At 74.3% G+C, this 20410-nt stretch carries 22 protein-coding genes; 9 read left to right on the top strand and 13 right to left on the bottom strand.

Annotated features, from left to right (window positions below; genetic code table 11):
- Positions 1-72 precede the first annotated feature (72 nt).
- The 8 genes from QRT03_RS28335 to QRT03_RS28300 all read right to left on the bottom strand — a co-directional run bounded on the left by QRT03_RS28335 (position 73) and on the right by QRT03_RS28300 (position 9809).
- Entirely contained in the window at positions 73-1419 is a 1347-nt protein-coding gene (locus QRT03_RS28335; RefSeq protein ID WP_286056511.1) for an MFS transporter, read from the bottom strand.
- A 69-nt stretch (positions 1420-1488) separates the two neighbouring features.
- Positions 1489-2109, bottom strand: a complete 621-nt coding sequence (locus QRT03_RS28330) for a TetR-type transcription factor C-terminal domain-containing protein (protein ID WP_286056510.1) — start codon at positions 2107-2109, stop codon at positions 1489-1491.
- Positions 2110-2173: 64 nt separating this feature from the next.
- Entirely contained in the window at positions 2174-3124 is a 951-nt protein-coding gene (locus QRT03_RS28325; RefSeq protein ID WP_286056509.1) for a 2Fe-2S iron-sulfur cluster-binding protein, read from the bottom strand.
- Positions 3121-4965: an NAD(P)H-dependent oxidoreductase subunit E gene (locus QRT03_RS28320; protein WP_286056508.1), complete on the bottom strand. Its 1845-nt coding sequence runs from the start codon at positions 4963-4965 to the stop codon at positions 3121-3123. The genes QRT03_RS28325 and QRT03_RS28320 overlap by 4 nt, the downstream gene beginning before the upstream one ends.
- Positions 4966-4976: 11 nt before the next feature.
- Positions 4977-6923 (bottom strand): molybdopterin oxidoreductase family protein, encoded by a 1947-nt coding sequence (locus QRT03_RS28315; protein WP_286056507.1) that lies wholly within the window; start codon positions 6921-6923, stop codon positions 4977-4979.
- 82 nt (positions 6924-7005) lie between these two features.
- On the bottom strand, positions 7006-7707 hold the full coding sequence (locus QRT03_RS28310; protein WP_286056506.1) for a PAS domain-containing protein: 702 nt from the start codon (positions 7705-7707) through the stop codon (positions 7006-7008).
- 48 nt (positions 7708-7755) lie between these two features.
- Positions 7756-9141: a sensor histidine kinase gene (locus QRT03_RS28305; RefSeq protein WP_286056505.1), complete on the bottom strand. Its 1386-nt coding sequence runs from the start codon at positions 9139-9141 to the stop codon at positions 7756-7758.
- Positions 9138-9809, bottom strand: a complete 672-nt coding sequence (locus QRT03_RS28300) for a response regulator transcription factor (RefSeq protein WP_425604923.1) — start codon at positions 9807-9809, stop codon at positions 9138-9140. Before QRT03_RS28300 ends, QRT03_RS28305 begins: the two co-directional genes overlap by 4 nt.
- Positions 9810-9945: 136 nt before the next feature.
- Here QRT03_RS28300 and QRT03_RS28295 point away from each other — a divergent pair, with 136 nt between their 5' ends.
- The gene (locus QRT03_RS28295) at positions 9946-10488 is read left to right on the top strand and encodes a hypothetical protein (protein ID WP_286056503.1); all 543 of its coding nucleotides are present in this window, start codon (positions 9946-9948) and stop codon (positions 10486-10488) included.
- Positions 10489-10637: 149 nt separating this feature from the next.
- Here the strand turns inward: QRT03_RS28295 and QRT03_RS28290 are convergent, their stop codons facing one another.
- Positions 10638-11030 (bottom strand): SRPBCC family protein, encoded by a 393-nt coding sequence (locus QRT03_RS28290; protein ID WP_286056502.1) that lies wholly within the window; start codon positions 11028-11030, stop codon positions 10638-10640.
- 193 nt (positions 11031-11223) lie between these two features.
- Here QRT03_RS28290 and QRT03_RS28285 point away from each other — a divergent pair, with 193 nt between their 5' ends.
- From QRT03_RS28285 to QRT03_RS28270, 4 genes are all read left to right on the top strand, one after another.
- Complete coding sequence (locus QRT03_RS28285; RefSeq protein ID WP_286056501.1) at positions 11224-11550, top strand: hypothetical protein; 327 nt, start codon at positions 11224-11226, stop codon at positions 11548-11550.
- An 82-nt stretch (positions 11551-11632) separates the two neighbouring features.
- Complete coding sequence (locus QRT03_RS28280; protein ID WP_286056500.1) at positions 11633-12514, top strand: oxidoreductase; 882 nt, start codon at positions 11633-11635, stop codon at positions 12512-12514.
- A 14-nt stretch (positions 12515-12528) separates the two neighbouring features.
- Positions 12529-13590 (top strand): glycosyltransferase family 4 protein, encoded by a 1062-nt coding sequence (locus QRT03_RS28275; RefSeq protein WP_286056499.1) that lies wholly within the window; start codon positions 12529-12531, stop codon positions 13588-13590.
- 10 nt (positions 13591-13600) lie between these two features.
- Positions 13601-14287: an SDR family NAD(P)-dependent oxidoreductase gene (locus QRT03_RS28270; RefSeq protein ID WP_286056498.1), complete on the top strand. Its 687-nt coding sequence runs from the start codon at positions 13601-13603 to the stop codon at positions 14285-14287.
- Positions 14288-14303: 16 nt separating this feature from the next.
- Here QRT03_RS28270 and QRT03_RS28265 read toward each other — a convergent pair whose 3' ends face one another.
- Both QRT03_RS28265 and QRT03_RS28260 read right to left on the bottom strand, forming a co-directional pair.
- A complete protein-coding gene (locus QRT03_RS28265; RefSeq protein ID WP_286056497.1) occupies positions 14304-15764 on the bottom strand; it encodes a class I SAM-dependent methyltransferase in 1461 nt (486 codons plus the stop codon).
- 43 nt (positions 15765-15807) lie between these two features.
- A complete protein-coding gene (locus QRT03_RS28260) occupies positions 15808-16290 on the bottom strand; it encodes a hypothetical protein (RefSeq protein WP_286056496.1) in 483 nt (160 codons plus the stop codon).
- A gap of 198 nt (positions 16291-16488) precedes the next feature.
- Here QRT03_RS28260 and QRT03_RS28255 point away from each other — a divergent pair, with 198 nt between their 5' ends.
- Positions 16489-16818, top strand: coding sequence for a hypothetical protein (locus QRT03_RS28255; RefSeq protein ID WP_286056495.1), 330 nt, complete (start codon positions 16489-16491; stop codon positions 16816-16818).
- Entirely contained in the window at positions 16818-17081 is a 264-nt protein-coding gene (locus tag QRT03_RS28250; protein WP_286056494.1) for a hypothetical protein, read from the top strand. Before QRT03_RS28255 ends, QRT03_RS28250 begins: the two co-directional genes overlap by 1 nt.
- 2 nt (positions 17082-17083) lie before the next feature.
- On the opposite strand, the gene QRT03_RS28245 is transcribed toward QRT03_RS28250, so the two are convergent.
- The gene (locus QRT03_RS28245) at positions 17084-17788 is read right to left on the bottom strand and encodes a response regulator (protein ID WP_286056493.1); all 705 of its coding nucleotides are present in this window, start codon (positions 17786-17788) and stop codon (positions 17084-17086) included.
- Between the two features lie 93 nt (positions 17789-17881).
- Between QRT03_RS28245 and QRT03_RS28240 the strand changes: the two genes are divergently transcribed.
- Positions 17882-18445 carry a hypothetical protein gene (locus tag QRT03_RS28240; RefSeq protein WP_286056492.1) on the top strand — a complete coding sequence of 188 codons (564 nt, stop codon included), beginning with the start codon at positions 17882-17884 and terminating at the stop codon, positions 18443-18445.
- Positions 18442-19644, top strand: coding sequence for a sensor histidine kinase (locus QRT03_RS28235; protein ID WP_286056491.1), 1203 nt, complete (start codon positions 18442-18444; stop codon positions 19642-19644). Before QRT03_RS28240 ends, QRT03_RS28235 begins: the two co-directional genes overlap by 4 nt.
- Here QRT03_RS28235 and QRT03_RS28230 read toward each other — a convergent pair.
- Positions 19601-20305: an RraA family protein gene (locus QRT03_RS28230; RefSeq protein ID WP_286056490.1), complete on the bottom strand. Its 705-nt coding sequence runs from the start codon at positions 20303-20305 to the stop codon at positions 19601-19603. The genes QRT03_RS28235 and QRT03_RS28230 overlap by 44 nt on opposite strands.
- Positions 20306-20410 lie beyond the last annotated feature (105 nt).

Raw genomic sequence — 20410 nt, 5'->3', positions numbered from 1 at the left:
TCGCGAAAACCACGTGGGGCAGGAATGCGAGACGCGGGACCTGCCCCACGTCGCACTCGCAGGGCGCGGCGGTCAGGCGACCCGCTCGGGCTCGGGCTCCGAGACCTCGTAGAGGTCCCGCCGGAAGCGCTCGCGGATCGACGCGACGGAGACGAACGTGATCGCGGCGCACGCGATGACGTACACCGCCACCGACCACGAGGCCCCGGTCGCCGCCAGCAGCGCCGTCGTGATGAACGGGGCGAGGCCGCCGGCGAGGACGGAGGCGACCTGGTAGCCCAGCGAGGCCCCGGAGAAGCGGACGTCCGCGGGGAACATCTCGGCGTAGAGCGTGGCCTGCGGCCCGTACATCGTCGCGTGGATCGTGAACGCGATGATCAGGGCGATCAGCACGAGCGGGACGGACCCGGTGTCGATCAGCCAGAACAGCGGGAACGCGAACACCGCCATCGACACGCAGCCGATGAGGTAGAGCTTCTTGCGCGATCCGAGCCGGTCGGTGAGCGCGCCGAAGAACGGCATCGTCACCACCTGCGTGAGCCCGGCGACCATCACGCAGATGAGGATCGACGTCCGCGACATCCCGACCTCGCTCGTCGCGTAGCCCAGGATGCCCGAGATCAGGATGTAGAAGACGGCGTTCACGACGAAGAAGGCGCCTGCGGCCTGCAGGATCGCGAGGCCGTGGTGCCGCACCGCCTGCACGAGCGGGGCCTTGCGGATGCCGGCCTCGCGCGCGGCGGCCGCCGAGCGCTCGCGCAGCTCGTGGAACACCGGGGTGTCCTCGATCTTCAGCTGCACGAACACGCCGATCCCGATCAGCACCAGCCCGGTGAGGAACGGGACCCGCCAGCCCCAGGCGTCGAACGCCGCGGGGGACATGGTCGCGGTGAGGATCAGGAAGAACAGGTTGCCGAGCACCGCGCCGGCGACGGCGCCGGTCTGGACGAGGCTGCCGTAGTAGCCGCGCCGGTTCTCCGGGGCGTGCTCCACGAGCAGGAGCGCCGCCCCGCCCCACTGCGCCCCGACGCCGAGCCCCTGGACCAGCCGGGCGAGCACCAGCAGGATCGGCGCCCACACCCCGATGCTGGAGTAGGGCGGCAGCACGCCGACCGCGAACGTCGCGAGACCCATCACGAGCATCGCGGCGACCAGCGGGGGCTTGCGCCCGAAGCGGTCACCGACGTGGCCCGCGATGATGCCGCCGACGGGGCGGGCGACGAACCCGACCGCGAAGGTCGCGAACGACGCGAGGGTGCCGGCCACCGGGTCCGCCGAGGGGAAGAACTGGTGCCCGAGCACGAGGGCGGCCGCCGTGGCGTAGATCAGGAAGTCGAACCACTCGAGCGTCGTCGCGAACACCGCGGCGGCGGCGAGCCGCCGCATCTTCGCGGGAGCGACCTCGGTCCCTGCGGTCATGCTGCGCCCTCCGACTCGGTACGAACGATCGTTCGTAACGTAGAGGTGTGACCCGGACCTCGCAAGGTCTCAGTGCGGGAGGGGCGCCTCGAGGAGCGCGAGGGCGTAGCGCGCCTGCTGCTCGGCGAGCTGGCCGCGCGAGAGCCGGCCGTCGGGGCGGTACCAGCCCGCGACGGCGCCGAGGGCGGTGAGGACCGTCCGCGCCGCGTCGTCGGGGTAGGGCGTGCGGAAGGCGCCCTCGGCCACGCCCTGCGCGACGATCCCCTCGAACACGGCCTGCGTCGCATCGCGCTCGGCCACCAGCGACGCGCGGTCCGCGCCCGTCAGGTACCGCACCTCGTTGGTGGACACGACCATCGCCACCTGGTGCTCGACGATGAATCGGATGTACGCCCGGACCGCCTCGCGGAGGCGGGACACGGCGTCGTCCCCGGCGTCGTCGACGGCGGCGCGCAGCCGGGCGGCCAGCTCGTCGTTGGCCCGGCGCAGCACCTCGGCGAGCAGGCGGGACTTCGAGGGCACGTAGTTGTAGAGATTCGACAGGCTGGTCCCGGCCCGCTTCGCGACGTCGCGCATCGACGCCCCGTGGAAGCCCGCGGTGCCGAAGGCGTCCAGGGCGGCGTTGAGGATCGCGGCCTCGTTCCCCCGGCCGGTGTCGGCGACGAGGGTGGCGGGGGAACGGGCGTTCATGAGGACGAGGCTAGCGTCCCCGGCGGGTTGGGGGTCCACCAAGAAGAGCGCGAACGATCGTTCGTCAACGATCGCGCGGCGGAGCCACGTTCTGCACGTGCTGGAACCCGAACCGCCCCTTGATGCACAGGTGCCCGTGGGTCACCGAGTGGTCGTGCGGCGAGGTCACGTTGACGATCGTGTTGTCCTGGACGTGCAGCTCCAGTGTGCAGCCGACGCCGCAGAACGAGCAGATCGTCGAGGTCACCGTCTCGCCCTCGGGGTCCCACACCCCGGCCTCGCGCCGCTCGTGCTCGGCCACCGACTTCAGCGCGCCCGTCGGGCAGACCCCGATGCAGTTGCCGCAGTACACGCACGCCGAGTCGGGCAGCGGGACGGCGAACTCGGTGGAGATCGTGGCGTCGAACCCGCGCCCGGCGACCGCGATCGCGAAGGTGTTCTGGGCGTCCGTCCCGCACGCCTCGACGCACTTGTAGCAGAGGATGCAGCGGGCGTAGTCGCGTACGTAGAGGTCGTTGTCGACGGTGACCGGCTGCGCGACCGTCGCCCGGGTCTCGCCGTCCGGCGCGCTGTGGTGGCCCGCGTGCCGGTTGCCGCGCTCGCCTGCGGCGGCCGGCGGCCCGACCGGGCCGTAGCGCTCCGGGTCGGCGCCGTACTCGATCGACCAGCGCGCGACGTCGTCCCCGGCCTGGGACATGTCGTTGGCCGAGCCCAGCAGCTCGAGCACCATCCTCCGGCTGTGCGCGACGCGGTCGGTGTCCGTCCGCACCACCATCCCGTCCTCGACGCGGCGGGCGCAGGACGGCACGAGCGGGCGTGAACCCTCCACCTCGACGACGCACACGCGGCAGGCGTTCACCGGGGTGAGGTTCGGCGCCTGGCAGAGCCGGGGCGTGTCCGCGCCGGCGGAGTCCAGGACGTCCATGATCGTCGCGCCCTCGGGGACGCGGTGTTCGACGTCGTCGACGGTGACGCTGACCAGCCGCCGGATCGTGCCGAGGTCGACGGTCGTCACGGGTGGTCTCCGTTCCTCCGGGCGCCGCCGCCCGATCCGATGAGGCCGAGGGACAGGGCCGAGCGCACCGCGGAGGCCGCGGTCTGGCCCAGCCCGCAGATGGACGCGTCGGTCATGACCCGGTCGACGTCGTCCAGCAGCTGCAGTTCGACGGTGCGTCCGCCGATCTCGCGCCCGCGCTCGATGCGCGCGAGGGCCTCCTCCTGACGGACGGTCCCGACGCGGCAGGGCACGCACTGCCCGCAGGACTCGTCGCGGAAGAACCCGGCGATGCGGCGCAGCACCGCCGCGAAGTCGGTGGATTCGTCGAAGCACAGCACCACGCCCGACCCGAGCGTCGCGCCGATCTCGCGGGTGCCCTCGAGGGTGAGCGGGACGTCGAGCTGGTCGGGCGTGACGAACGAGCCCGCCGCGCCGCCGAGCAGGATGGCCTTCAGGCCCACCGGCACCCCGCCCGCGAGCTCGAGCAGCTCGCGCAGCGTCGTGCCCATCGGCACCTCGTAGACGCCCGGCCGCGCGACCACCCCGGACAGGCAGAACAGCTTCGTCCCGGTCGAGCGCCCGGAGCCGACGGACGCGAACGCGGGTCCACCCTGCTCCACGATCCGCAGGACGTTGACCAGCGTCTCGACGTTGTTGATGACCGTGGGCTTGCCGAACAGCCCGGACACCGTCGGGAACGGCGGTTTCGCCCGGGGCTCGCCGCGGCGGCCCTCGAGCGAGTTCATCAGCGCGGTCTCCTCGCCGCAGATGTACGCGCCCGCGCCGCGGCGGACCTCGAGGTCGAACACCCGCCCGGACCCCATGACGTCGTCGCCGAGGTAGCCGTGCCGGCGGGCCTCCGAGATCGCACGGAGCAGCGCGGCCTCGGCCGCGGGGTACTCACCGCGCACGTAGAGGTAGCCGAGCCGGGCACCGACCGCGATCCCGGCGACCGTCATGGCCTCGACCAGCGCGAACGGGTCGGCCTCCATGAGCACGCGGTCCTTGAACGTGCCCGGCTCGGACTCGTCGGCGTTGCACACGAGGTACTTCACCGGGTCCGGCGAGCCCGCGACGGCGGACCACTTCGTACCCGTCGGGAACGCCGCGCCGCCGCGCCCCGTCAGCGACGCGACCGTGATCTCGTCGACGACCCGGGCGGGCCCGACGGCGAGCGCACGGCGCAGCCCGGCGTACCCGCCCGCGGCGCGGTAGGAGTCCAGGTCGCCGGGGTCCACGACGCCGACCCGCGACAGCAGCTCCAGGTCCGGCGACCCGGCCTGCGGGGTGCTGACGACGGGGTCCGGGCCGGCCACGTCCTCCCCGTCGAGCGCGTGGGTCACCGCGTCGGCGTCGGCGGGCGCGATCTGGCCGTGCCCGTGCGTCGTCTGCAGGAACACCGCCGGCGCCCGTTCGCACAGGCCCAGGCACGGGCTGCGTGTCCAGGTGACCTCCTCGCCGGATCCCTCCGGCCCGAGCCGCTCCTCCATCGCCGCGCACAGGTCCTCGCCCCCGAACGCGGCGCACCCGACGTCGTCGCAGACGTGGGCGATCCGCGGCGCGCGCGGGGTGACCGAGAACAGCGCGTAGAACGTCGCGACCCCGTACGCCTCGGCCGGCGGCACGTGCAGCGTCTCGCAGACGTAGGAGAGCGCGCCCCGGCTGATCCACCCGACCGCGTCCATGACGGCGTGGAACGCGGGCAGCAGGAGGTCGCGCCGACCCTCGTCCGCCGCGCCGGTGCCGTCCGCGGGGTCGGTCGGGCTCCCGGGCCCGGTGCCCGGTGCGGACCCGACGACCGCGTCGACCGCCGCGCGCTCCGCCGTGGTGGGGGCGTCGGCGAGCAGGGTCAGATCCACGCGAAGACCTCCTAGGAACCGGCGACCGGGACGCGGGTCTCGGCCGCCGCGGTCCGGCTGCCGACGTCGAGCTTCTCGATGCGGATCGCCGTCGCCTTGAACTCCGAGGTCCCGGACTGCGGGTCCCATGCCTCGTTGGTGATCAGGTTGACGTCGACCTGCTCCGAGAAGTGTGGGGTGATGAACGCCAGGCCCGGCCGGGCCGCGGGGTCGAAGCGGACCGGGGCCTCGACCGCCCCGCGGCGCGAGACCATCCGGACCCGCTCGCCGTCCCGGATGCCGAGCGCCTCCGCGTCCGCCGGGTCGACGCACAGGGCCTCGTCGCGGCGCAGCGGGGAGGCGTAGCCGCCGGTCTGGACGCCGGAGTTGTAGGAGTCCAGGCGGCGCACCGTGGTCAGGCGCAGCGGGAACTCGGCGGACAGCTCGTCGAGCGGTCCGGCGTGCTCCACCGGCGCGAACGGGGCCGGGGCGCCGCGCAGCGCCGGGTCGCGCTCCCAGAGGCGGGTGTGCATCGTCGGGGTGCCGGGATGGTCGAGCCCGGGGCACGGCCACTGCAGCCCGCCCTCGGCCTCCAGCCGCGCGTAGGACATCCCCGCGTGCCAGTCCAGGGACAGCGACCGCAGCTCGTCCCAGACCTCCTCGGCCGACGGCTGCCCCCAGTCGTGCCCGAGGCGCCGGGCCATCTCGTGGAGGATCCACGTGTCCGGGCGCGCCTCGCCGGGCGGGTCCAGGGCCTTGCGCACCCGCTGCACCCGCCGCTCCGACGAGGTGACCGTGCCCTCGTACTCGCACCAGTCCGCGCAGGAGGGCAGGACGACGTCGGCGAGCTCCGCGGTCGCCGTCCGGAAGATGTCCTGGACGACGAGGTGGTCGAGGCCGGTCAGCAGCGCGCGGGCGTGCGCGACGTCGGCCTCGGACTCGGCCGGGTTCTCGCCGACGACGTACACCGCGCGGACCTCGCGGCGCTCCATCGCCTCGAACATCTGCGAGAGGTGCAGGCCCTTGACGGCGGGCACCGTGGAGCCCCAGGCGCGCTCGAAGCGGCCCCGGTGCTCGTCGTCGGCCACGTCGTAGCCACCGGGCAGCTTGTTCGGGATGGCGCCCATGTCGCCGCCGCCCTGCACGTTGTTCTGCCCGCGCAGCGGCACCAGGCCCGATCCCCAGCGGCCCACGTGCCCGGTGAGCAGGGCGAGGTCGATCAGGGCGCGGACGTTGTCGACGGCGTTGTGGTGCTCGGTGATGCCGAGGGTCCAGCACAGCTGGGCGCGGTCGGCGCGGGCGTAGGCGAGGGCGGTCTCGCGGATCAGGCCGGCGTCGACCCCGGTGACCTGCTGGGCCCGCTCGAGGGTCCACGGCTCGACGGCGCGCACGTACTCGTCGAACCCGGTGGTCGCGCGCTCGATGAAGGCGCGGTTCTCCAGCCCGGCGTCGAGGATCACGCGGCCCATGGCGTGCGCGAGCGCGATGTCGGTGCCGACGTCGAGCGGGAGGTGGCCCCGCGCCCAGCGGGCCGTGGTGGTCCGCCGCGGGTCGACGACGTAGAGCTGGGCGCCCTTCCGCAGGCCCTGCAGGACGTGGTGGAAGTAGATCGGGTGGGTCTCACGCGCGTTGGAGCCCCACAGGAGGACGAGGTCGGTGTCCTCGACCTCCTGGTAGGCGCTGGTGCCACCACCGGCGCCGAACACTGCCGTCAGACCGACGACGCTGGGAGCGTGTCAAGTGCGGTTGCAGGAGTCCACGTTGTTGGACCCCATCACCACCCGCGCGAACTTCTGTGCCACGAAGTTCATCTCGTTGGTCGCCTTGGAGCAGGAGAACATCCCGTAGGCGTCGCCCGGCACGCCCCGGAACCCGGCCGCGGCCCGGTCGAGGGCCTCGGACCAGGAGGCCTCACGCAGCTCCCCGCGCTCGTCGCGGACGAGCGGGGTGGTCAGACGGACGTGGCGCGGTGCACGCATCGGGGAACTCCCAGCGGGACGGGTGTGCTCCCGATCACGCTAAACGCCGTGGAGATCAAGTGCGACCCGCCTCACGGTCGGATCAGGGCAGTTCCGGAACGGCCAGCCCACCGAGCAGGCCGCCCAGCCCCTCGACGTCGGGGTCGAGGCTGACCGCGATCACGCGTTCCGCCACCACGATCAGGGGCAGGGCGGCCACGTTCGCGAGGTGGGCGAGCAGGGCGGACGCGGCGTGGCCGGGGAGTTCGGTCACGTCCGCGAGCACGTCGACGGCGCGGCCGAGCAGCCGGTCGTGCTCCCGGGCGGCCTCGGTCGGCCAGACCACCGTGCCGAGCGGGTCGGGGATCGCGACGGGGCCGGTCGGCGGCAGGAACGACGGCACGTCGGAGCGGGCGGGCGGACGGGCGAGGACACCTGCCGTCGGGGTCGGCAGGGACGTCGCGAGGTGCACCAGGTACCCGCGCAGCAGCAGCGACGGCGAATCCGGCACGGGAAAGCCGATCGCGGTCACCTCGTGGACCTCGCCGGTCACGGAGACGATGCGGTGCCGGTGGGTGTAGGCGAGCCGGTTGCTGCAGGCGTCGGCCATGACGTGCTCGACCTGGGCCCGGTCCGCGGGGTGCTTGTGCGACACGACGAGCGCCCGGCTCGGCCGCACCTGCCCGGGGAGGTAGCCGAGCAGGTGGAACATCGTGTCGTTCCACTCCCAGCGGTCGGTGCTGGGGTGCCAGGTGTACTCGCCGATCCTGTCCATGCCGCCCCCGAGGTCTCCAGGTCCGGACATCACCGGAAGGTAACGGTGCGGACACGGACGTGGGAGTGTCCATTTCACTCAGTGGGAGGAATTCTCGGACCCGAGTGTGACCACGAGATCCGATCCGGTGTCCGCCGCCCGATAGACGACGTCCCCGCCGTGCGCCCGGGCGAGCGCCCGCGCGATCGACAGCCCGAGCCCGGCCCCACCCGCGTCCCGGGCGCGGGCCTCGTCCAGTCGCACGAGCCGATCGAAGATCCGTTCGCGGTCCGCCTCGGCGACGACGGCCCCGTCGTTGTGGACGACGATCCGCGGTCCGTCGGGACCGCCGGACACCCGGACCCGCACCGACCCGCCGTCGGGAACGTGCCGGCGGGCGTTGTCGAGCAGGTTGACCAGGATGCGCCGCACCCGGCCGACGTCCACGAGCGCCGGGACGGGGCCCGCGGCGTCGACGGCGACGTCGAGGCCGGGCGCGAGGAGCAGTACCCGGTCCACCTGCTCGGTGGCGAGCAGCGTCAGGTCGACCTCGGTGCGCTCGAGCTCCTGCCCGCCCTCGATCCGGGCGAGGTCGAGCATGTCGGTGACGAGGGCGGCCGCCCGGGAGGTCTCGCGCACGAGGGCGATGGCGAGCTCCTCGCGGGTCTCGCGGTCGTCGTCGGAGTCGCGCACCAGCGTCTCCGCGAGGGTCTGCATCCCCGCCAGCGGGGTCCGCAGCTCGTGGGCGGCGTCCGAGAGGAACCGCCGGGTCGTCGCCTCGGACTCGCGGGCCTCCCGGGCGGAGGCCTCGGAGCGGTCCTGCGCGGCGTCGAGGGCGTCGAGCATCTCGTCGAACGCCACGGCCGTGCGCCCGATCTCGGTCCGGGCGGTCCTCGGCCGCAGGCGCCGACCGCGCTCGCCACCGGCGATGGCGCGGGCGACGCGGGTCATCGAGTCCAGCGGGCGGAGGGCGACCGTGACGCCGGTGAGCAGGACCAGCGCCGACACGACGAGCCCGACGAGTCCGACCCCGATCATGACCCCGCGGAGCCGGTACACGACCGCGTCGACGTCGCCGGGGTCGGAGGAGAGCCGCAGCACGGTGCCGTCGGCCAGCGGCTTCTCGACGGCGAGCGTGCGGGGGCCGCGCGGGCGGGCCGGGCCGTCGCGCCGTGGCGGCCGGGGCCCGCCGGGAGGTCCGGCGACGCCCTCGAGGACGACGCCGGAGGCGGTCACGCGCGCGGCGCGCACGCCCTGCCCGTCGAGCAGCCCGACGAGCTGGTCGGCCGGGACCTCCTGTGCGACGAGCTGGTCGGCGCGCTGGGCCCGGTCGGCGAGGCGGGACTGCTGGTCGCGGCCCAGGGCGGCGGTCAGCCCGAGGTCGACGACGACGCCCGCCACGAGCAGCGTCACCGCGAGGATCGCGACGACGGTCGCCGTCACGCGGGCCCGGAGCGACCAGGCGGGGACGACGGGGGCCCTCATCCGTCGGACCGCAGCGTGTAGCCCAGCCCGCGGGCGGTGTGCACGATCCGCGGGCCGTGCGCCTCGAGCTTGCGGCGCAGGGCCGAGAGGTGGACCTCGACGAGGTTCGGGTCGTAGGCGTCGTAGCCCCAGACCTGGGTCAGGATCTGGTTCTTGCTGACGGTGCGCCCGCGCTGCTCGGCGAGGTAGCGCAGCAGGCGCAGCTCGGTGGCGGTCAGCTTGAGCGGGGCGCCCGCGCGCGTGGCGACGCCGGCCTCCTCGTCGATCACCAGGTCGCCCACGGTGAGCGCGGTCGGGGTCCGCCCGCGCCGACGCAGCACCGCCCGGATCCGGCTGGTCAGCTCCTCGAGCAGGAACGGCTTCACGACGTAGTCGTCGGCGCCGGTGTCGAGGCCGCGCAGGCGGTCGTCGAGGGCGTCGCGGGCGGTGACCATGACGATGCCGGCGTCGGTGCGGTCGCGGACGATCCCGAGCAGGTCGAACCCGTCGCGCCCGGGGAGCATCACGTCGAGCACGACCAGGTCGGGCCGGAAGCCGTCGAGGGTGTCCTCGAGACCGGTGCCGTCGGGCAGGCCCTCGGCGGTGTACCCGGCGCGGTCGAGCGCGCGCACGATCGACGTGCGCATCGTCGTCTCGTCCTCCACGACGAGCACGCGGGGGTTGTTCATCGACGCCATCAGACCAGGTGAGCGGCCGCCGGAGCTGAAGCCGCGCTGAGGTTCGGGCGGACCTCAGGCTGGCTTCAGGTCGGCTCTCCAGGGTCGTGCTCGACGAGATGGTCTTCCGTCGTGAGGAGAGACAGCGATGACCGAGAACGATCCGCCCACCGAGCCCGCCGCCTCGCCGGCCGGACCGACCCCGACGCGGTGGGAGCGGGTGCGCGCCCGGCGGCCGCGGGGCCGGGCGGCCGCGTGGCTCGTGGGCATCGGAGGGTTCGTGCTGGGCCTGGTCGTGGCGGGGCTGCTCCTGCTGCTGACCCCGCTCGGGCCTGGTGGCCACGGTGGGCCGGGCCACGGCGACCGCGCGATCGCCGGCCCGGGGCGCGACGGCGGGCCGGGTCGGGGCGGTCCTGACGGCGGTCCGGGTCGGGACGGCGGGCCGGGGCGGGGTGGCGCCGAGCGTGGCGGCCCGGCGCGCGGTGGTCCGGCCGCCGAGGGTGGCCGTGGTGGTCCGGTGATCCAGGTGCAGCCCGGCGGCACGGTGATCGTGCAGCCGGGCGCGACGGTGCAGCAGCAGTCGGCGCCGGGGGCTCCGGCCGCGCCGGGTGCTCCCGCCGCACCGGCCGCTCCCGCCGTGCCGGCGGTCCCGGCGCCGGCCGCCCCGGCGGTGCCGACGCCGACGGGCTGACCGGATTCGAGCGAAGGGCCCCATCGGTCGGTAGAGCCGGCGGTGGGCGCCCTTCGCCAGTCGGCCTCCACGCCGGGGCGCACTGGCGGTGGGCGCCCACGGCCCGTCTATCCGACCGAACGGGACCTTCGCTCAACCGGTGACCGGGCTCAGGCCGACTCCAGCACGCCCTTGAGCGTCGCCAGGTCCTCGGTGACCGCGGCGACGTCGGCCTCCACGTCGGCGTCGCTCATGCCCTCGCGGGGGCGCACGCTGAACACCACCTCCGCGACGTCGCCCCACGGCACCACACGCAGCGGGTTGAGCACCTCGGTGCCGTCGGGCAGGCGCACCACGTGGTCGAGCACGCCGAACTCGTTGCGCTCGCAGAAGCGGACCCGCACCGTCCCCAGCGGTCCGGTCGCCGTCCACCACCCGTCGTCGCCGGGCGTGAGGGTCGAGGTGGACAGCCCCGCCGCCCAGGACGGCAGGTGGGCGGGGTCGGCGGCGTAGGCGTAGACCTCGCGCCAGGGGCGGGCGATCACGGTGGAGACGTGCGGCACACGGCCATCACATCACGGTGTGACCAGCAGGGGGAGTGGATTCGGCGCCGACGGGTGACGGCCGGGCGACACGCTCGACGCATCGTCGAGCACCGTCACCCGATGCGTCGAGAACCGTCCGGAAACCGTGTCTCAGGTACGTCGACGGAGTTGACGACACGTCTCTCGCACGCCCCCCGAAAGGAAGAGACGCATGTCGATGCTCCGCACCACCGTCCTCGCCACCGCCGTGATCTCCACCGGCCTGCTCTCGAGCGCCGGGATGGCGTTCGCCGGCGACAACCCCGGCGGCCACCACCACGGCGGCGCCACGGTGCAGAAGGGCCTGCTCAACTCCAGCGACTTCGCGCCGAACACCCCCGTGAACGTCTGCGGCAACGACGTCCCGGTGAACGCGCTCGGCGTGCAGGTGCCGGTGCAGGACAACGTGGCCTCGGTGCCGTTCCTGTCCGAGGCGAAGCACGGCGACGCCGCGTCCAGCGCCAAGACCTGCTCCTCCCCGATCCACGCGATCAACTAGCGGCGACGCCGACAGGGGGACGCCCGGTCCCAGGAAGGGCGTTCCCCTCGCACGGCCACGGTCCGCGCTGGATGCTGGGGCCATGTCCATCACGACGGAGCTCCCGGGCGGCACCTACCACCTCGGTGACCTCGAGGTCACCCGCGTCGGCTACGGGGCGATGCAGCTCGCCGGGCCGCACGTCTTCGGGCCGCCGGCCGACCGCGACGCGGCGGTCGCCGTGCTGCGCGAGGTGGTCGCCCTCGGCATCAACCACATCGACACCTCGGACTTCTACGGTCCGCACGTCACCAACGAGATCCTCCGCGAGGCGCTCGCGCCCTACCCGGACGACCTGCGCATCGTCACGAAGGTCGGCGCCTTCCGCGACGAGCAGGGCGGCTGGCCGACGGCGCTCGAGCCCCACCAGCTGCGCCAGGCCGTCGACGACAACCTGCAGCGGCTGGGACTGGACACCCTCGACGTCGTGAACCTGCGCATGCCCGGCGGCGCCGACACGATGACGCCGCAGCCGCAGGAGCCGATCGAGGAGCGCTTCGGCACGCTCGCCGAGCTGCAGCGCCAGGGCAAGATCCGCCACCTCGGCCTCTCGACCGTGAACGCCGAGCAGGTCGCCGCGGCGCAGGCGATCGCGCCGGTGGTGTGCGTGCAGAACCCGTACAACCTCGCCCGCCGGCACGACGACGCCCTCGTCGCCTCGCTGGCCGAGCAGGGCATCGCCTACGTGCCGTACTTCCCGCTGGGCGGCTTCTCGCCGCTGCAGTCCTCGGAGCTGGACGCGGTGGCCGAGCGGCTCGGGGCGTCGCGGATGGCGGTGGCGCTCGCGTGGCTGCTGCAGCGCTCGCCGAACATCCTGCTGATCCCGGGGACGTCGTCGGTGGACCACCTCCGCGAGAACGTGGCCGGCGCGGCCCTCTCCCTTCCCGACGATGCCGTGGCCGAGCTGGACGCGATCGGCGCGTGATCTGATCGTCGGTGATGCGCATACGGGTGGAGCTGCCGGAACAGTCGGACGTCGACGCGCACACGGCCGCGAACGCGCGCGGTGAGGTGCCCGACCGCACGCCCTACGGCCTGCACCACCTCGGCGAGGCCGACGACGTCGAGCTGGAGTTCCGACGACCCCTGACCGGGCGGACCGCCTGGCTCGCCCGCAAGGTCCGCAACCGGCTCGACGGCTACGAGCCGGTCGCGGAGCTCGCCGGAGCCGTGGGACGTCGCCGCGCGGACGTCGTCTTCACCATGGACGAGCGCACCGGCTTCCCCGCGGCCCTGCTCCCGGGCGGGCCGCCGGTGGTGTCCGGGCTGGTGTGGGTCCAGGGGCCGGAGCGCTACCCGCGGGCCGCGCGACCCGTCGTCGGGAAGGCCCTGGACCGGCTGGCCGGGATCGTGACCCTCAACCCCGGGCTGTACGACGACCTCGTCCACGGCTGGGGCCTCGACCCCGCCAAGGTGCACCCGTGCCGGTTCGGGATCGACACGGAGTTCTTCGGGGTGCGCCCGTGGTCGGAGGCGACGCCGCTGGTCGCGGGGGTCGGTGACGACGAGGACCGCGACCACCCGCTGCTCGTCGAGGCCGTGTCCCGGCTCGCCGGCCGGCGGGAGGTGCGCCTGGAGATCGGCACGACGATGGCCGGGGTCGAGATCCCGGAGCACCTCGGCGTCGTGCACCGCCGCCGCATGGAGGGGGCGGTGCGCGCGATGTACGGGCGCTCGTCCGTGGTCGCCCTCGCGCTGCACCCCACGACGCGGGGCGCCGGGTCGACCGTGGTGCTCGAGGCGGCCGCGAGCGGCCGACCCGTCGTCGCGACCCGGACCGCCGCGATGGAGGCCCTGATCGACCCCTCGCGCGGCATTCTGGTCGACCCCGAGGACGCGGATGCGCTCGCGGACGCGATCGGCTCCCTGCTCGACGACCCGGACCGGGCGCGGGCGATGGGTGAGACCGCCCGGGCGTGGGTCACCGAGCACCACAGCAGCGCCCAGATGGCCGCGGACTTCCGTGACGTGATGCGGGACGTGGTTCGGCGGCGACGCTGAGGGGTCACCCATGAGGGTGACATCCGACCCGACGACGCGCGCCGCCCTCGTCACCGGAGCCTCCTCGGGGATCGGCGCCGCCTTCGCCCGGGCGCTCGCCGCCCGGGGGCACCCCCTCGTGCTCGTCGCCCGGAACGAGGACGCGCTGACCGACCTCGCGGCCGAGCTGGAGGTCCCGGCGCGTGTGGTGGTCGCCGACCTGACGACGCACGACGGGCTCGCGCGGGTGGAGGCGGAGCTGGCGGGCGTCGACCTGCTGGTCAACAACGCCGGCTCGAGCACCTACGGCGAGCTCGGGGAGCAGGACCCGGACGACCTCGAGGAGTCCGTGCTGCTCAACGTCCTCGCCCCGACCCGGCTGACGGCCGCCGCCCTGAAGGCGATGCCCGACGGCGGCGGCATCCTCAACGTCTCCAGCACCGCGGCCGGCCGCGACGACCCGGCGATCGCCGCCTACGCGGCAGGCAAGGCCTACCTGGAGACGCTGTCGCGGGCCGCGCGCCAGGAGGCGGAGCAGCGACGGATCACCGTGACCGTTGTCCGACCGGGCCGGACGTGCACCGCGTTCCACGAGCGGTCCGGTGAGGAGTCCGGGCACCTGCCCGCGTGGCGCTGGCAGTCTCCGGAGGCGGTGGTCGAGGCCGCCCTCGCCGCGCACGAGCGCGGCGAGGACGAGGTGACGGTGGCCCCGGGCTGACGTCGGGCCTGCCGCCTCACCGCCTCCGCAGTCCGCGCAGCAGACCCCGGACGACGGTGGTGCCCGCGATGCCGGGCGCGCGGCGGTAGCGCTCCGGCATGCCGAGCAGCACGCAGCGACGCAGGAGCTCCGGGGTCCGGTCGGTGGGGTGGCCCGCCGCCACCGCGGCGAACGTCGTCGCGTTGAGCCGCTCCCCGGCCGAGGTGTAGCGCAGCATCGCGGCGTTCTCGAACGCGTACCAGGTCGACGGGAACGTGAACGCCAGTTCCACGTCGTCGTCGTGCCGGGTCACGTCGAAGACCGGGTTGAGCGTCGGGACCCCCGCGGCGTGGGGGAGCGCGGTGAAGGCGCCGTGGTCGGCGAGGACGCGCTCGTCGCGGCTGGTGACGAGCATCAGCCACTTCGCCCCGTCGAGTTCGGACGGGTGCCGCGGGGAGGCGAGCTGCGGCCCGTAGCCCGCGCGGTAGCCCTCGAGGAGCTCGTCCTCGCAGGTCAGCCGCCACGGCGCGCCGTGCAGGAGCGCGACGTAGCCGGCCGGGTCGCGCTCGACGGGGCCGTCGGTGGGCGCGAGTCGCACGTTGCCGAGGCGGTCGAGCAGCACCGTGTCGTCGATCGCGACCCGACGGAGCTCGTCGAGGCAGCCCTGCTGGGCGTCGAAGTAGTGGAAGGCGTCCGAGCAGACCGCCGCGGCGAACGCGTCGTCGGCGAAGGGCAGCGCGTCGACCCGGTCGGCGCACACGAAGGTCTGGGTCGGTGCCACGTAGCGCCGGGCGACCCACAGCTGCAGGAAGTTGCGGTCGACCCCGACGACGGGCCGCGGGTCCTCCCGCGTCGCGAGGTGGTGGGCGACGTGCCCGAAGCCGCACGCGAGGTCGAGGACCGGGCCCGACCGGCCGTCGTCGGGAAGGCAGCGCAGCAGGGACGTCGTCGCGAGGAAGCGCGGCTGCCCGAACCGGGCGAGGAAGTAGGGCAGCAGCTCGTCGTCGATGCGGTCGCTCGACCGCGCGTAGGCGAGCTCCATCCAGTCCTGCGCGGTGAGCCGGTCGAGCCCGCCGAGCATCGCGCGCACCTCCGCACGGCGGGCGGCCAGGGCGACCCGCGGCCACGGCCCGCGGGTGAACGGCAGACGTAGTCCGGGACGGGAGAGCGGGGCGGGCGGCGGGAACGCGAGCAGGGCGACGAGCGCGTCCAGCGGCCGGTCGGCGCGCAGCAGGGCGACCAGCTCGTCCGCCGTCGGCCCCTCGACCTCGCTGCGCCCGGTGAGGTGGTCCTGGGAGTCGATGCGGCCGCGGCGCAGCACGGGGATGTCGTCGATCAGCGGGTAGGTCGCGCACCCGCAGCACAGCAGCCCGAAGGTGCCGCCCGGCAGGGGCTGCGTGCGGGTCGGGGTGAGGACGGGCCGGGTGCCGCAGTCCGGGCAGCGCAGCGCCGGCGCGGACGGGGTGCGGAGCGTGCTGAGGGCAGGGGAGAGCGTCACGGGGACCTCGCGCGGGGTCGACGGGGTGCGGGCACGAGCGGGCTCAGGCCGGGCTCGGCGGACCCCTTCGTGGCAGGCACCGTGCGAGGTCGACCCCGGAGAGGTTCCCGACGGCGGGTGGGGCCGTCCGGACGGTCCGCGGCGGCCCGTCCGGGGGGACGGTCAGCAGCAGGCGGACCAGCGGCAGCGTCGCGGCCACGACGAGCAGTGGCTCGCCCCCCGCGACCAGCACCACCAGCAGCGTCACCGCGATCTGCAGCGCCACCGGTGAGATCCCGTGCGCGTGCGGGGTGAGCTTCGTGACGGCGTGCGCGGCCGGTTGGGCGAGCACGGCGAGGTTGAGCAGGGCGAACGTCCCACGCCACCGGTGTGCCAGCAGCAGGCGGGCCGCGCCCACGGAGCTAGCGGCCAGGGCGACCGCGAGCACGTGCCCACGCGGCTCCTGCGCGACGAGGTCGAGCGCGACGGCGGTGGCCAGGACGACCGCCGCGGAGAATCCCCGCGTTGTCATTCCGGCCCCCGCCATGGCGGCGAACGGTAGCAGCGGGCCCGTCGCACCCATCCGGGGTGGGAGGCGGCGCCCCTCGCGTAGGCCCCTGGGTGGAGGCCGCGGTGCTGTCCGCGGGACGACGATCCACGGCCTCGATCGGCGGATCGTTCCTGCTCGCCGGCCACCGCGGTCGGCCCGGCACCGGGGAGGTGCCGCAGCAGGAGGGAGGTGGACATGACGACCGTCGACCACACGTACAGCGAGTCGATCGACCTCATGGCCGCTCGGGTCGGGGCCCCGGAGCCCGCGGACGACACCCCGTGGCCCGAGGCCGAGGGTGCCTCGGGGGACCGCGGGTTCCTCGTCGCCGAGTCCGAGCTCGGCGAGGCCGTCGTCGAGAACGGACAGGTCCGGTGGGAGCCGTCGGCGACGCTCGACGCCGCGACCCGGGCCTACGTCACCGCATCGGTGGCGGAACTGAACGCGAAGCTGGCCGCCGGCCGGCTCGAGGTGGACGACCACGGGGCGATCCGCAGCCCCCGCGCACGGACGGAGGACGCGTGATGGCCGAGGTCGAACCCCGCTTCTGGGGCCTGATCGTGCACCTGGACCAGGGCGAGGGCTGCTTCGCCGCGCAGGGCGTCCCCGCGGGCGAGCTCGCCCTGGGCGCGATCCCCGTGTGGGGGCCGCTGATCCTCGCGGCGGTGAAGATCCACAAGGCCTGGATCGGCGCCAACACCGGCGACCAGGGCGTGGACCTGCACTTCAACTGGGGCGGGTTCCTGCACTTCGTCGGGCGCCGCGGCAACCCGTTCACCTGCTCGTAGGGTCACCGTCCCCGGCCGAGGTCGGGTCGGGCGTCGTCCGGCCCGACCAGCCGGGTGCGGAACGCGAGCGACACCGCCTGGGCGCGGTGCTCGAGACCGAGCTTGGTGAAGATGCGGTTCACGTGGGTCTTCACCGTGCCGATCTCGACGGTCAGGTGGTCCGCGATCTCGGTGTTCGACAGGCCGTGCGCGACGAGCGTCAGCACGTCGCGTTCGCGCCGGGTCAGGTCGTCGAGGTCCTCGGGGGTCGCGCGCCGCTCGTCCGGGCGGCGCGCGAACTCGGAGATCAGGTCGCGGGTGACGCCGGGGTCGAGCCAGGCCTCGCCCTCGGCGACCGCCCGGACCGCCGGCACCAGCCGGGAACCCGCCCGGTCCTTGAGCACGTAGCCCGAGGCCCCCGCGCGCAGCGCGTCGTACACGGCCTCGGTCACGTGGAACCCGGTGAGCACGAGGGCGGCCACCGGCTTCCCGACGGCGGCCGTGGTCGCGTCCGAGGCGATCTCGCGCGTGGCTGCTACTCCGTCGAGCACCGGCATCCGCAGGTCCAGCACCGCGACGTCGGGGTGGTGCTCCCGGACCGCCGCGACCGCGGCCGCGCCGTCCCCGACCTCCGCGACGATCTCGATGTCGGGCTGCACGGACAGGATGCTCGACAGCCCGAGCCGGTAGACCTCGTCGTCGTCCGCGAGGACCACCCGTACCGCCATGGCGTCCGAAAGTAGTCGGTCGCGGGCGATTGATGGACTGATTCACCCCGGTGGCCCATGTGCCACTCACGCTGAGCACGCAAGCTCGACGCCGTGCCTGACGACCACCGTCTCGAACCCGCCGTGTTCGCCCATGTGCATCGGAGCCCCGACGAGGAGGGCTCGCCCGGCCTGCTCGTCCTGCCGGACCTCGTGCTCGTGCCGCACCCGTCCGCAGCCCTCCTCGACCACGGCGTGGAGCTCGAGGTCGTCGTCGTCTCGACGGCGTCGACCTCCCCGAGCCACGTCGAACGCATCCGGGTGTCGAAGGCCGGCGAGTTCTCCGTCGTCCACGGCGCTCCGCCCGTGCTCACCCTCGTCCTGGAGCGGCCCGCCGCGAACCCTTGCTGCCTCGTGGGGCTCCCCGAAGAGGCGGAGCTGATCGCCCTCCGGGCGCGCGAGAAGCAGGACCTGTGGGGCGCCCTGCGGGAACTCGACCGGGTACCGGAACTGCCGACCGCGGTCGAGCCGTCGACGTTGGAGGTCCTCCGCGGCTTCGAGGACAAGCCTCGCCCTCCGGCCTGGCCCGAACCGACCCTGTTCGCGGACCGTGACGAGAACGAGAACGCAGAGCGTTCGGTCGGGTCGATGCTGCGATGGCTCTTCTTCCGGCGATGAACCGGATTCGGTCGTGGTCGGTCCAGACCCGCGAGGTGCTGCTCGTCCTCGGCGTGTTCGTCCTGGAACTCGTGGGCGGGTCGAACACGACCTCCGACGTCGGCGCGGTCTCCCTGACGACGCTGTTCGCCGCGGGAGTCGGGAGCGCGGCACTCTTCTGGCGCCGCGGTCATCCCGGCCTCGTCCTCACCGCCGCCCTGGTGCACAACCTGGCGGCGGCCGCCCTCCTCACCGACTACCGCCCACTCGCGGTGGTGCCGGTCGCGCTGTACTCCCTGGCTGCGCGGTGCGGGCCGGAGCGAGCGGTCGTCGCCCTGATCGTCGCGTACGGGCTCACCGCGCCCGTCGTCGTGCTCGACGAGCTCAGCCGTCCGATCGCGCCGACCGACACCGAGCTCGGGGTCGTGCGAGCCGTCCTGCTGGCGCAGGCAGTGGCCCTGCTGGCCTGCTGGGGCGCCGGCCGGTGGGCCCGGGCGACCCGGCGGGCGGCGCAGCTGCGCGAGGAGGTGGCCGAGTTCGAACGGCGCGACGCCGTGCGCTCGGAGCGGCTCCGGATCGCCCGCGAGATGCACGACGTCGTCTCGCACGCCGTCACGACCATGACGGTGCAGGCCGCTGCCGCACGCCACCTCCTACCCGTCGACCCGACGCGGGCCGCCGACGCCCTGTCCCGCGTCGAGGACGGCGGGACCGAGGCGGTCGGGGAGCTCCGGACGATGCTCGGCGTCCTGCGCAGCGACGACCCCGAGGCGGACGTGCCCACGCCCGGGCTCGACGCACTCGGTCCCCTCATCGACGCCGCGCGCCGCAACGGGCTGTGGGTCCGCCGGGTCGACGTGGGCGAGCCGGTGGACCCGTCGCCCGAGGTCGCCCTGACGATCGTGCGGGTCGTCCAGGAGGCCCTGACGAACGCGATGAAGTACGCGGGCAAGGGGGCCGAGGTCGTGGTCACCCTGGAGGGCGGACCGAGCATCCGGCTGGCGGTGCGGGACGACGGCGGCACCGGGCCCGCGGTGCCGCATCCGCGGTCCGGCGGTTTCGGGCTGGGCGGGCTCGCCGAACGGGTCGCGGCGGTGGGCGGCATGCTCCGGGCCGCCGCGGTCGGGACCGGCTTCGAGGTCGTCGCCGACCTGCCGTCGGGAACCCCGACGGACCTCAGGGCAGGTGAACCCCGACGGCCTCGCGCCGCTGCCGGATGACCTCGTCGACGCCGGTGGCCTCGGCCAGGCCGGCCCCGTCGCGCATGGCCGCGGTCCAGGTCCGTTCCCGCTCGTCGACCGCGCGGGTGAGTGCCACGACGTCGTCGACGTGTTCCCGCGGGACGACGACGAGCCCGCTCGCGTCGCCGCGCACCACGTCGCCCGGATGCACCGCGACCCCGCCGAGCACGACGTCGACGTTGATCGCGCCGGGCCCCTCGTTGGAACCCGTCGTCGGATAGACGCCGCGGGCGAAGACGGGCAGGCCGATCTCGTCGATGCCGTCGACGTCGCGGACCACGCCGTCGATCGCGATGCCCACGGCGCCGATCCGCGCCAGCGCGCCGCTCATGATGTCGCCCAGGATCGCGGCGTCCGGGCGTCCGCCGCCGTCGACGACGAGAACGTCGCCCTCCCGCGCGAGGTCCGGGGCCTTGAGCAGGAAGAGGATGTCGCCGGGCTTGGTCCACACCGTGAGCGCCGGGCCGCAGAAGTCCCGGCCGCCCGCCTGGTGGACGATGCCCGGCCCGACCACGGAGACCGGGCCGCCGGAGTCGGCGATCTGGGTCGTCGGGTACTGCGCCAGCGCCGCGACCGATGCAGCCGAGGGGCGGTGGTCGTCGTCGTGGATCGTCCACTGCTGCGGGTGTGCCTTGCTCACGGTGGTCGACCCTGCCGGACGGCGGCCGCCGACGCATCCGTCGGGAAAAGGTCCGGCGGTCGTGTGGCGGGCCCCGTCCGACGCACCGGGCCCGATCGAGGCATG

It is taken from the genome of Actinomycetospora termitidis (assembly GCF_030286555.1).
Lineage (GTDB): Bacteria > Actinomycetota > Actinomycetes > Mycobacteriales > Pseudonocardiaceae > Actinomycetospora > Actinomycetospora termitidis.
Note: the sequence above shows the minus strand (reverse complement) of the source record. Positions and strands in the feature narration are given on the sequence as shown.

Coding starts and splice junctions, on each gene's coding strand:
- QRT03_RS28335 (WP_286056511.1), bottom strand. CDS start 1,419: ATGACCGCAGGGACCGAGGTCGCTCCCGCGAAGATGCGGCGGCTCGCC.
- QRT03_RS28330 (WP_286056510.1), bottom strand. CDS start 2,109: ATGAACGCCCGTTCCCCCGCCACCCTCGTCGCCGACACCGGCCGGGGG.
- QRT03_RS28310 (WP_286056506.1), bottom strand. CDS start 7,707: ATGTCCGGACCTGGAGACCTCGGGGGCGGCATGGACAGGATCGGCGAG.
- QRT03_RS28305 (WP_286056505.1), bottom strand. CDS start 9,141: ATGAGGGCCCCCGTCGTCCCCGCCTGGTCGCTCCGGGCCCGCGTGACG.
- QRT03_RS28300 (WP_425604923.1), bottom strand. CDS start 9,809: ATGAACAACCCCCGCGTGCTCGTCGTGGAGGACGAGACGACGATGCGC.
- QRT03_RS28295 (WP_286056503.1), top strand. CDS start 9,946: ATGACCGAGAACGATCCGCCCACCGAGCCCGCCGCCTCGCCGGCCGGA.
- QRT03_RS28285 (WP_286056501.1), top strand. CDS start 11,224: ATGTCGATGCTCCGCACCACCGTCCTCGCCACCGCCGTGATCTCCACC.
- QRT03_RS28280 (WP_286056500.1), top strand. CDS start 11,633: ATGTCCATCACGACGGAGCTCCCGGGCGGCACCTACCACCTCGGTGAC.
- QRT03_RS28275 (WP_286056499.1), top strand. CDS start 12,529: ATGCGCATACGGGTGGAGCTGCCGGAACAGTCGGACGTCGACGCGCAC.
- QRT03_RS28270 (WP_286056498.1), top strand. CDS start 13,601: ATGAGGGTGACATCCGACCCGACGACGCGCGCCGCCCTCGTCACCGGA.
- QRT03_RS28260 (WP_286056496.1), bottom strand. CDS start 16,290: ATGGCGGGGGCCGGAATGACAACGCGGGGATTCTCCGCGGCGGTCGTC.
- QRT03_RS28255 (WP_286056495.1), top strand. CDS start 16,489: ATGACGACCGTCGACCACACGTACAGCGAGTCGATCGACCTCATGGCC.
- QRT03_RS28250 (WP_286056494.1), top strand. CDS start 16,818: ATGGCCGAGGTCGAACCCCGCTTCTGGGGCCTGATCGTGCACCTGGAC.
- QRT03_RS28245 (WP_286056493.1), bottom strand. CDS start 17,788: ATGGCGGTACGGGTGGTCCTCGCGGACGACGACGAGGTCTACCGGCTC.
- QRT03_RS28235 (WP_286056491.1), top strand. CDS start 18,442: ATGAACCGGATTCGGTCGTGGTCGGTCCAGACCCGCGAGGTGCTGCTC.